The sequence below is a fragment of the Streptomyces sp. SID486 genome (assembly GCF_009865385.1).
In the GTDB taxonomy this organism is placed as follows: Bacteria; Actinomycetota; Actinomycetes; order Streptomycetales; family Streptomycetaceae; genus Streptomyces.
On record NZ_WWJT01000694.1, the window covers coordinates 1 to 10843 of the forward strand.

Here is a 10843-nt window from a genome sequence, read left to right on the forward strand (position 1 = left end):
CCGCAGAGGGCCTGACCGCGGCCGCCGTACACGGGCCGGCCGCAGCCGCCGCGGACCCGCCGCCCACCGCAGCCACCCGCCGGCCCAGCCCTCTGTGGGCCCTCGGGCTGCTGCGCAGCGAGCTGGTCACCACCGTGCGCCGCTGGCGCACCCTCGCCCTGCTCGGGGTGCTGGCCGCGGTGCCGGTACTGGTCGGTGTCGCGGTGCGGATCGAGACGCGGGGCGGCGCGCCGGTGGCCGGCGGAAGCGGCGAGGGCCCGGCGTTCGTCACGCAGATCACCAACAACGGCCTGTTCCTGGTGTTCACCGCGCTGGCCGCGACCCTGCCGTTCTTCCTGCCGATGGCGGTCGGCGTCGTCGCGGGGGAGGCGATCGCCGGGGAGGCGGGCGCGGGCACCCTGCGCTATCTGCTGGTGGCTCCGGCCGGCCGCACCCGGCTGCTGCTCACCAAGTACACGACCGTGCTGGTCTTCTGCCTGCTGGCGACACTGGTGGTCGCCGTCTCGGCACTGATCGTCGGCGCCCTGCTGTTCCCGTCCGGCGAGCTGACGACGATCTCCGGGACCCGGATCAGCTTCGCCGAGGGGCTCGGCCGCGCCCTGCTGATCGCCTTGGTCGTCGCGGCCTCGCTGGTCGGTGTGGCGGCCCTCGGCCTGTTCGTGTCGACCCTCACCAACAGTGGTGTGGCGGCGATGGCGACCACGGTCGGCCTGCTCATCACCGTGCAGATTGTCGACCAGATACCCCAGCTGCACGTGGTGCAGCCCTACTTGTTCTCCCACTACTGGCTGTCGTTCGCCGATCTGATGCGCGACCCCGTCTACTGGGACGACCTGGTGCGGAACCTGGGCCTCCAGGCGCTGTACGCGGCCGTGTTCGGTTCGGCGGCCTGGGCCCGGTTCGCGTCGAAGGACATCAGCGCCTAGCCGCGGCGGCCCGGCGGTCAGGCACCGGCGGTCTCGTACGGGAAGCGCGCGAGGGGGGTGTCCTGCGCGAAGAAGGTCTTCGCGTGCGCCAGCGCCTCGGTGTCCCCGAGCACGTCACCGGGCTTGCTGCCGCTGCCCAGCAGGACTCCGCCGTAGCGCATGCCCATGTAGGCGGCCGAGTTGTTGAGGGTGTCCACGTAGGGGTCGGCCACGGAGGGCTCGGAGTCCGCCAGCGCGGCGACGCCCCAGAGGGTTCGGCCGGCGAGGGTCTCCCGGAAGCGCAGGCCCGGGGTGCGCAGCCAGCCGGACCAGTGGTCCAGGTAGTTCTTGGTGAGGCCGGACACCGAGTACCAGTACACCGGCGAGGCGATCACGATGTCCGTGGCCGCGAGTGTGGCGTCCAGCAGCAGGCCGGCGGGGGTGTCCGGCCCAGGCCGTACGTGGTCGGTGTCGTGCCGCAGGTCCGTGAACGCGGGCAGCGGTCGCTCGGCGAGGCGGATCCAGCGCTGTTCGGTGTCGGCGGGGAGCTGTTCGGCGGCCTTGCGGGCGAGCAGCTCGGTGTTGCCCTCGGCGCGCGTGCTGCCCAGGACGAAGAGGAAACGGCGGTGGCTCATGGGCTCCCCAGGTGCGTCATGTCGTACCCCGAATAAAGGCGTGTGCATTTTATGCATACGCAAGTAAGTCTGGCCAGAGGCGGCTGGTGCGAGGCTGTGACGTCGCGGTGACGTGGAAGTCCGGGCGAGCGGACACACTGGTGGGCAGGATGCGTACGACCGGATGGCGACGCCGGGAGAGTGAGGGACACCGATGGCTCGACTCAGCTTCGAGAAGAGGCGGGCGCCGCAGCTCGCGGAGCAGCCGGCGGTACCCGTCCGGGTGTTCGGCACGGGGACTGCGTCGGTGGGCGGCACGCCGGTCGTGGCGGCACCCGGTGAGGAGATCCAGCAGGCCGTGCTGAACCACCTGCAGCGCCTGGCGATCAGCCTCGGCGCCCCCATACGCGCCACGGTCCAGGACGACCTCGCGGGATGCGTGGTCCCCCTGGAGGTCGCGACGGACGGCTCCAGCCGGATGACGGGGGAGCCGGTCCCGATGACCGCACCGGGGGAACGGGTCCCGATGACCGCACCGGGGGAACGGGTCCCGATGACCGCATCGGAGGAACCGGCCGGGCTCGCGGCGGCCTCCGCGCCGGGAACCGTGCAGACGCCGGCCGGACGCTTCGGTCCGGCCCCCCTGATGGACGTGCCGGTCCGGAATCCGGACTCGCGGGCCGGGGCGACGGACCCCCCCGCGGACCCGCACGCGACGGGCGTGGCGCCGAACGCGGGTACGCGCGCGGGCGCGCGGGACGCACGTACGGACGCGCGGGAGGCACGTACGGACGCGCGGGCCGGGGGCACCGCCGTACCGGCACAGGCGCACGCCCGGGAGCCGGCAGCGCCCCGCACTTCCGCCGCCGGGCGCGCAGTCGGAGCCGTACCCGCGGACATGTTCACCGCTCTGGCCTCGGACGTCCCCGCCGTCGCCACCCACACCCCGGCCCGCGGCTTCGACGCCGTCGCCGAGGAGGTGCTCGGGGACGGGCCGCTGACCGAGACCGCCGAGGGCGCGGAGCTGCTCTCCGAACCGATGGGCAGGATCAGCGAGGCCGTGCGGGCGGGTCGTGTCGAGGCGGCGGCGGAACTGGCCGACCGGACCCTCGTAGAGGCGTCCGCCGTGTTCGGCCCGCGTCATGCCGAGGTGCTGCGCCTGCGGGAACTGGCCGCCTACATCGCCTACCTGGGCGACGACCCGGTCCGTGCCTGCCGGCTGTCCGTGGACGTCGCCCTGCTGCGCCGCCAGACGGGGGACGGGGACGCCGCCTACGGCAACGTACGGAGTGCGGCCACCGCGTGGCGCGCGGTGCGTGACCCCGAGGAGGGCCTGCGGCTGGGCCGCGATCTGATCGGGCTGTGGACGGACCTCGCCGCCGAGCCGGGGGCCGCAGCGGACGACGTGCGTCCACTGGAGGCCGCCCGCGCCCGGATGGTCCGCCTGACCGACCGCGCGGCCGAGGCGGCACAGGCGTAACCGGTCCGGGCGGGAGTCAGGGCCGCCCGGACGGCTACTGCACGCAGAACTCGTTGCCCTCCGGGTCCGCCATGACCACCCACTGGCCCGAAGGTTCCTTGACCTCCTGCAGTACCCGCGCCCCCAGCGTCCGGAGGCGGGCCACTTCCTCCGCGCGCCGTTCCGGGCCGGGGTGGAGGTCGAGGTGGAGCCGGTTCTTGCCGGTCTTCGGCTCCGGCACCCGCTGGAACAGCAGCCGCCGGCCGAGCCCGGTGCCGGTCTGGGGGTCGTACGGGTCGTCGGGGTGCCGTACGGCGATCAGGTCACGGAAAGCGGGCCGCCCGTGGTACTCGACGGTCGCCTCTCCCGGCAACGCGCCGATCGACAGCAGCCGTTCGACGAGGGCGCTGTTGTCCTCCGCCGTGTAGTGCAGCGCGGCGGCCCAGAAGTCGGCCTGGGTGTGCGGATCGGCCGCGTCGATGACGAGCTTCCACTGCAGCGGGACGGGCAGTTGTGTGGTCATGACCCCACTTATAGCCGGACGCCGCGCCGGAGGGGGTGACTCCGTACAGGTCAGGAGGCGGCCGTGGACGACGCCGGGGTCTCGGCGGCGCGGGCCGTCGGTACGGTGAGCCGCTGCGGCCGCCTCGCGGAGCGCAACGCGTCGCCCGTGAGCAGCAACAGCGCCAGCCAGACCAGGGCGAATCCGGCCCACCGCTCGGGCGGCATGGCCTCGTGGAAGTAGAGGATGCCGATCAGGAACTGGAAGATCGGGGCCAGGTACTGGAGCAGGCCGAGCGTCGACAGGGGGACGCGGATGGCCGCCGCGCCGAAGCAGACCAGGGGGAGGGCGGTGACGATGCCGGTGGAGGCGAGCAGGGCCGAATGCGCGGGTCCGTCGTTCACGAAGCTGGCGTCGCCGTGTGCGATCAGCCACAGCAGATAGCCGAGCGCCGGCACGAACTGGATCGCGGTCTCGGCGGCCAGCGACTCGACGCCACCGAGGCGCACCTTCTTCTTCACCAGCCCGTAGGTGGCGAAGGAGAAGGCGAGGCAGAGGGAGATCCACGGCGGGCGGCCGTAGCCGACGGTCAGTACGACGACGGCGGCGGCACCGACCGCGACCGCCACCCACTGCACGGGCCGCAGCCGTTCCTTCAGCAGCAGCACGCCCATCGCGATGGTGACCAGCGGGTTGATGAAGTAGCCGAGGGACGCCTCGACGACATGGCCGGCGTTCACCGACCAGATGTAGAGGCCCCAGTTCACGGTGATCACACCGGCCGCCACGGCGACCAGTCCGAGCCGCCGCGGCTGGCGCAGCAGCTCACCGGCCCAGGCCCAGCGGCGTACGAAGAGCAGCGCGACGGCGACGAACACCAGCGACCACGCCATGCGGTGGGCCAGGATCTCCAGGGCTCCGGCCGGTTTGAGCAGGGGCCAGAACAGGGGCACCAGCCCCCACATCCCGTAGGCGGCGAAGCCGTTCAGCAGTCCTATCCGGTGCTCACCGTCGGATTTCGCGGCCACGACCCCTCCTTCTCGCCCGTGCGTCCGGCGTGGACGCGCGAGACGAAGGTAGCGTCGGCCACCCCCGGCTGTCATGCCCGTATCGCCATACGGTCATGACAGCCGTGGTGGGCGGCGTCAGGCGTCGAGTGCGGCGGCGACGGCCTCCGCCAGCGGCGTGGTGGGGCGGCCGGTCAGCCGGGACAGGTCGCCGGAGGAGACGACCAGTTCGCCCTTCTCGATCGAGGCGTCCACACCGGCCAGGATCGCGGCCAGGGGCGCCGGCAGGCCGGCGCCGGCCAGGATGCCGGTGAGCGCCTCCGTCGTGACCGGCCGGTAGGCGATCTCGCGGCCGGTGCGCCGGCTGAGCTCGGCCGCGTATTCGGCGAAGCTCCACGCCTCGTCGCCGCCCAGTTCGTACGTCGTGTTCTCGTGCCCTTCCCCGGTCAGCACGGCCACCGCCGCGGCGGCGTAGTCGGCGCGGGAGGCCGACGAGATCCGGCCGTCACCGGCGGCCTGCACGACCGCGTCGTGCTCCAGCACCGGCGCCAGGTTCTCGGTGTAGTTCTCGTGGTACCAGCCGTTGCGCAGCAGGCTGTAGGGCAGGCCGGAGGCGAGCAGGACCTCCTCGGTGGCCCGGTGGTCGTCGGCCAGCGCGGCCGTCAGGGCGCCCGGGGCGCTGGTGTAGGCGAGAAGCGCCACGCCGGCCGCCTTCGCCGCGTCGATCACGACCGTGTGCTGCCGCACCCGGCCCTTGTCGAACTCGTTGCCCGAGATCAGCAGGACCTTGTCGCCGCTGGTGAACAGGTTGTCGAAGCTCTCGGGCGTGTTGTAGTCGGCGACGGCGACGCGCACTCCGCGGGCGGCGAACCCGGCGGCCTTCGCCTCGTCGCGCACGACGGCGGTGATCTGTTCCGCCGGGACCTTCTCCAGCAACTGCTCCACCACGTGACGGCCGAGATGTCCGGTGGCTCCGGTGACGACGATGCTCATGATGCGGAACTCCTTGTGGGATGCCTTGATGCACTCACCGTAGGAGCTGCGCTTACCAAGCGAAAGTACCCACTTTGAAGTAAGGTACTGGCATGCTGGTAAGCGGGAAGTCCCTGGACGCCGAGGCGATGTGCCCCCACCGTCTCGTCCTCGAACACGTCACCAGTCGCTGGGGCGTGCTCGCTCTCATCGAGCTGCTGGAGCGGCCGTACCGGTTCAGCGAACTCCGCCGCGCCATCGGTGCCTACGGCGGCCGGGGCGTCAGCGAGAAGATGCTCACCCAGACCCTCCAGACCCTGGAGCGCGACGGGCTGGTCCACCGGGACGCCAAGCCGGTCATCCCGCCCCGCGTCGACTACTCCCTGACCGCCCTCGGCCGCGAGGCGGCGGAGCAGGTGCGGGCCCTCGCCCGGTGGACCGACGACCGCATGGCCCAGGTGGAACAGGCCCGTCGCACGTACGACGAGAACCGCCGGGCACGCGACGAGGCCCGGGAAATCCAGTCCCGGGCCTCGTGAGACGCGGACGGTCTCAGCCGACGACCGTCCAGGTGTCCCCGCCCGCCAGCAGCGCCGCCAGGTCGCCCTTGCCGCGCTGTTCGACGGCGGTGTCGAGCTGCTCGGCCAGCTGCGCGTCGTAGACCGGACGTTCGACCGAACGGAACACCCCGACCGGCGTGTGGTGCAGGGTGTCCGGGTCGGCCAGCCGGGACAGGGCGAAGGCGGTGGTGGGGGACGCGGCGTGGGCGTCGTGCACCAGGATGTCCGCCTCGTTCTCCGGCGTCACCGTCACCACCCTCAGGTCACCCGACCGTCCGTCGCGTACGACACCTCTCGCGCCGTCGGTGCCGAAGCGGATCGGCTGCCCGTGCTCCAGCCGGATCAGCGCCTCCTCGGCCTGCTGCTTGTCCTTCAGAGTGTCGAAGGCGCCGTCGTTGAAGATGTTGCAGTTCTGGTAGATCTCGATCAGCGCGGTGCCCGGGTGGTCGGCGGCGGCGCGCAGCACCTCGGTGAGGTGCTTGCGGTCGGAGTCGATCGTGCGCGCCACGAAGGTCGCCTCCGCGCCGAGCGCCAGCGACACCGGGTTGAACGGCGCGTCGAGCGAACCCATCGGCGTCGACTTGGTGACCTTGCCCACCTCGGAGGTCGGCGAGTACTGGCCCTTGGTCAGGCCGTAGATCCGGTTGTTGAACAGCAGGATCTTCAGGTTGACGTTGCGGCGCAGGGCGTGGATCAGGTGGTTGCCGCCGATGGACAGGGCGTCGCCGTCACCGGTGACGACCCACACGCTCAGGTCCCGGCGGGAGGAGGCCAGGCCGGTCGCGATCGCCGGGGCGCGGCCGTGGATGGAGTGCATCCCGTAGGTGTTCATGTAGTAGGGGAACCGGGAGGAGCAGCCGATGCCGGAGACGAAGACGATGTTCTCCTTCGCCAGCCCCAGCTCGGGCATGAAGCCCTGCACGGCCGCGAGGATCGCGTAGTCACCGCAGCCCGGGCACCAGCGCACCTCCTGGTCCGACTTGAAGTCCTTCATCGACTGCTTGGCCTCGGCCTTGGGAACCAGCTGCAGCAGCCCGTTGCCGGTGTCAGTCATCGATGGCCTCCTTCAGCGCCGCGGCGAGCTGTTCCGCCTTGAACGGCATGCCGTTGACCTGGTTGTACGAGTGGGCGTCCACCAGGTACTTCGCCCGGACGAGGGTGGCGAGCTGCCCGAGGTTCATCTCGGGGATGACCACCTTGTCGTAGCTCTTCAGGACCGCGCCGAGGTTGCGCGGGAAGGGGTTGAGGTGGCGCAGGTGGGCCTGGGCGATCGGCTCGCCGGCCGCGCGCAGCCGCCGTACCGCCGCCGTGATCGGGCCGTAGGTGGAACCCCAGCCGAGGACCAGGGTCCGCGCGCCGTGCGGGTCGTCGACCTCCACGTCCGGGACCTCGACACCGTCGATCTTGGCCTGGCGGGTGCGGACCATGAAGTCGTGGTTGGCCGGGTCGTAGGAGATGTTGCCCGTGCCGTCCTGCTTCTCGATACCGCCGATGCGGTGCTCCAGCCCCGGCGTACCCGGGATCGCCCAGGGCCGGGCCAGGGTCTGCGGGTCCCGCTTGTACGGCCAGAACACCTCGGTACCGTCCGCGAGCGTGTGGTTCGGTCCGGAGGCGAACCGCACCCGCAGGTCGGGCAGCTCGTCCAGATCGGGGACGCGCCACGGCTCGGAGCCGTTGGCCAGGTAGCCGTCCGACAGCAGCATCACCGGCGTGCGGTACGTCAGCGCGATCCGGGCCGCCTCGACGGCGGCGTCGAAGCAGTCGGCCGGGGTCTTCGGCGCGACCACCGGCACCGGCGCCTCACCGTTGCGGCCGTACATCGCCTGCAGCAGGTCGGCCTGCTCGGTCTTGGTCGGCAGCCCCGTCGACGGGCCGCCGCGCTGGATGTCCACCACCAAAAGGGGCAGCTCCAGCGACACCGCGAGGCCGATGGTCTCGCTCTTCAGCGCCACGCCCGGCCCGGACGTCGTCGTCACCGCCAGCGAACCGCCGAACGCCGCGCCGAGCGCCGCGCCGATGCCCGCGATCTCGTCCTCGGCCTGGAAGGTGCGGACGCCGAAGTTCTTGTGCTTGCTCAGCTCGTGCAGGATGTCCGAGGCCGGCGTGATCGGGTACGACCCGAGGAACAGCGGCAGATCCGCCTGCCGGGACGCCGTGATCAGGCCGTAGGCCAGGGCGAGGTTGCCGGAGATGTTGCGGTAGGTGCCGACGGGGAACGCCTTGGCGGCGGGGGCGACCTCGTAGGAGACGGCGAAGTCCTCGGTCGTCTCGCCGAAGTTCCAGCCGGCGCGGAACGCGGCGATGTTGGCCTCCGCGATGTCCGGCTTCTTGGCGAACTTCGACTTCAGGAACTTCTCGGTGCCCTCGGTGGGCCGGTGGTACATCCAGCTCAGCAGGCCCAGCGCGAACATGTTCTTGCTGCGCTCGGCCTCCTTGCGGGAGAGGGCGAACTCCTTCAGCGCCTCGACGGTGAGCGTGGTCAGCGGCACCGGGTGCAGGCTGTAGCCGTCGAGCGAGCCGTCCTCCAGCGGGGAGGCGTCGTACCCGACCTTCTGCAGGGCACGCTTGGTGAACTCGTCGGTGTTGACGATGATCTCGGCCCCGCGCGGGATGTCGCCGATGTTGGCCTTCAGAGCGGCCGGGTTCATCGCGACGAGGACGTTGGGGGCGTCGCCGGGAGTGAGGATGTCGTGATCGGCGAAATGGAGCTGGAAGGACGAGACACCCGGAAGGGTGCCGGCGGGTGCGCGGATCTCGGCGGGAAAGTTCGGAAGGGTGGAGAGGTCGTTGCCGAAGGAAGCGGTCTCCGAGGTGAACCGGTCACCGGTGAGCTGCATGCCGTCACCCGAGTCCCCCGCGAACCGGATGATCACCCGGTCCAGGCGCCGCACGTCCTTCGCTCCGCCCGGATTGCGCTGCTCTCCCACGACGGTTCCGTCGGTCTGCTCCGCTGGGCTGCTGACCTGGCTGGTCACTGAACTGGACCTCCTTCGAGGCGGCTGTCCGGGGTCGGTCGTCCCACGGACCGTCCCAGATCAACCCTACGTCGGTTAGGGTCGCCTTCCCGAGGCCGTCCGTGGATCGGACGGCATTCGAGACGGCCTGTCGCGCTGACTTCACATCATGTCCCGCATCGCCGGGGCGCCGCTCAAGGCGCTCCCCGCGCGTTCCCAGGTTCTCCCCTACGGCTGCTCCCAGGGCCCCCGGCCGCCCCCTACGGCTGTCCCCAGGGCTCCCGGCCGCCCCCTAGGGGGCTCGTGGGCTGGGCGTCCGGGTGAGCCCTGGCACCGCGGCGGGTGGCCGGCGCGGTGCCGACACGGCCGGGCCGCTAGGAGTTCAGGTAGGTGAGAACGGCCAGAACCCGCCGGTGGTCGCCGTCGCTCGGCGTCAGGCCGAGCTTCAGGAAGATGTTGCTGACGTGCTTCTCCACGGCGCCGTCACTGACCACCAGCTGCCGGGCGATCGCCGAGTTCGTCCGCCCCTCCGCCATCAGGCCGAGCACCTCGCGCTCCCGGGGCGTGAGCCCCGTCAGCACGTCCTGCTTGCGGCTGCGGCCCAGCAACTGCGCGACCACCTCAGGGTCCAGCGCCGTGCCCCCGTCGGCGACCCGCACCACCGCGTCGACGAACTCCCGGACGTCCGCGACCCGGTCCTTGAGCAGGTAGCCCACTCCCCGGCTGGAACCGGCCAGCAATTCGGTGGCGTAGCGCTCCTCCACGTACTGCGACAGCACCAGCACCCCGAGCCCGGGGTGCTGGCGGCGCAGGGCCACGGCGGCCCGGACGCCCTCGTCGGTGTGGGTCGGCGGCATCCGTACGTCCGCCACGACCACGTCGGGCAGTTCGCCCCGGCCGTCCAGGTCGGCGATGGTCTTCATCAGCGCGTCCGCGTCGCCGACACCGGCCACCACGTCGTGCCCGCGGTCGGTCAGCAACCGGGTCAGGCCCTCTCTGAGCAGCACTGAATCCTCGGCGATGACCACCCGCACGACTTTGTCCTCCACGATCTCCCGGCCCCCCACACCCGATTCCGCGGCGCCGCCCGTGCGCGTCCGTGCCTGCCGCACGTGCGCGTGCGCGCGCGTGCGTGGCAGTGCGCGACGTGCGTCCGCAGTGTCCCCGTCGTCCGTGACGTGCGTCGTCCGTGACGTCCTACACGGTCCAGCATTCCAGTAAACGGGCCGTACCGCCGCCGTACCGGGGGAATGGGACGGCGGGGTCGCGTGGCGGCGGACCGGAACTCACGTCAGCCGCGCGTGCGCCAGGGCAGTTCCGCGATCACCCGGGTGGGACCACCGGCCGGGGAGTCGACCAGCAGGATGCCGTCGACCGCGTCCAGGCGCGAGGCGAGACCGGCCAGCCCGGAGCCCCGCGCGGCCTCGGCGCCGCCCACGCCGTCGTCGGTCACCTGGACCATCAGCCGGTCCTCCGTCCGCCACACGTCCACCGCGGCGCCGCGGGCCCCGCTGTGCTTGCTGACGTTCTGCAGCAGCTCGGAGACGGTGAAGTAGGCGATGCCCTCGATGGCCGGCGCCGGGCGGGCCGGGAGGTCGACCTCCACCCGCACCGGCACCGTGCAGCGGGAGGCGACGGCCGACAGGGCGGCGTCCAGGCCGCGGTCGGTGAGCACGGCCGGGTGGATGCCCCGGGCCAGGTCCCGCAGCTCCTGGAGGGCCGTCTTCACCTCGCCGTGCGCCTCCTCGACCATGTGGGCCGCAGCCCGCGGGTCCTCCCGCAGCTTCTCCTTCGCCAGCCCCAGGTCCATCGCCAGACCGACCAGCCGGGCCTGCGCGCCGTCGTGCAGGTCCCGCTCGATCCGGCGCAG

General features: G+C 71.8%; 11 protein-coding genes. 3 read left to right on the forward strand and 8 right to left on the reverse strand.

The features are described from left to right. The first annotated feature begins 92 nt into the window (after positions 1 to 92). Positions 93 to 926, forward strand: coding sequence for an ABC transporter permease (locus GT045_RS32300; protein ID WP_161293485.1), 834 nt, complete (start codon positions 93 to 95; stop codon positions 924 to 926). Positions 927 to 943: 17 nt separating this feature from the next. Here the strand turns inward: GT045_RS32300 and GT045_RS32305 are convergent, their stop codons facing one another. Then, positions 944 to 1540 (reverse strand): NAD(P)H-dependent oxidoreductase, encoded by a 597-nt coding sequence (locus GT045_RS32305; RefSeq protein WP_161336362.1) that lies wholly within the window; start codon positions 1538 to 1540, stop codon positions 944 to 946. A 193-nt stretch (positions 1541 to 1733) separates the two neighbouring features. On the opposite strand from GT045_RS32305, the gene GT045_RS32310 reads away from it, so the two are divergent. Beyond that, entirely contained in the window at positions 1734 to 2999 is a 1266-nt protein-coding gene (locus GT045_RS32310) for a tetratricopeptide repeat protein (RefSeq protein ID WP_161336363.1), read from the forward strand. A gap of 34 nt (positions 3000 to 3033) precedes the next feature. On the opposite strand, the gene GT045_RS32315 is transcribed toward GT045_RS32310, so the two are convergent. The 3 genes from GT045_RS32315 to GT045_RS32325 form a co-directional block, all read right to left on the reverse strand. Further along, positions 3034 to 3501, reverse strand: a complete 468-nt coding sequence (locus tag GT045_RS32315) for a VOC family protein (protein WP_161336364.1) — start codon at positions 3499 to 3501, stop codon at positions 3034 to 3036. Between the two features lie 50 nt (positions 3502 to 3551). Continuing rightward, positions 3552 to 4508 carry an EamA family transporter RarD gene (gene rarD / locus GT045_RS32320; protein WP_161336365.1) on the reverse strand — a complete coding sequence of 319 codons (957 nt, stop codon included), beginning with the start codon at positions 4506 to 4508 and terminating at the stop codon, positions 3552 to 3554. Between the two features lie 117 nt (positions 4509 to 4625). Then, on the reverse strand, positions 4626 to 5480 hold the full coding sequence (locus GT045_RS32325; protein ID WP_161336366.1) for an SDR family oxidoreductase: 855 nt from the start codon (positions 5478 to 5480) through the stop codon (positions 4626 to 4628). 92 nt (positions 5481 to 5572) lie between these two features. Between GT045_RS32325 and GT045_RS32330 the strand changes: the two genes are divergently transcribed. Next, positions 5573 to 5998 (forward strand): helix-turn-helix domain-containing protein, encoded by a 426-nt coding sequence (locus GT045_RS32330; RefSeq protein WP_161293477.1) that lies wholly within the window; start codon positions 5573 to 5575, stop codon positions 5996 to 5998. A gap of 13 nt (positions 5999 to 6011) precedes the next feature. Here GT045_RS32330 and GT045_RS32335 read toward each other — a convergent pair whose 3' ends face one another. The 4 genes from GT045_RS32335 to GT045_RS32350 form a co-directional block, all read right to left on the reverse strand. After that, positions 6012 to 7073 (reverse strand): 2-oxoacid:ferredoxin oxidoreductase subunit beta, encoded by a 1062-nt coding sequence (locus GT045_RS32335; RefSeq protein ID WP_161293479.1) that lies wholly within the window; start codon positions 7071 to 7073, stop codon positions 6012 to 6014. Continuing rightward, positions 7066 to 8994, reverse strand: a complete 1929-nt coding sequence (locus GT045_RS32340; RefSeq protein WP_161293481.1) for a 2-oxoacid:acceptor oxidoreductase subunit alpha — start codon at positions 8992 to 8994, stop codon at positions 7066 to 7068. The genes GT045_RS32335 and GT045_RS32340 overlap by 8 nt, the downstream gene beginning before the upstream one ends. A gap of 353 nt (positions 8995 to 9347) precedes the next feature. Beyond that, positions 9348 to 10007 carry a response regulator transcription factor gene (locus GT045_RS32345; protein WP_345942821.1) on the reverse strand — a complete coding sequence of 220 codons (660 nt, stop codon included), beginning with the start codon at positions 10005 to 10007 and terminating at the stop codon, positions 9348 to 9350. Between the two features lie 257 nt (positions 10008 to 10264). Next, a partial coding sequence (locus GT045_RS32350) for a histidine kinase (RefSeq protein WP_237539046.1) occupies positions 10265 to 10843 on the reverse strand: 579 nt, incomplete at its 5' end.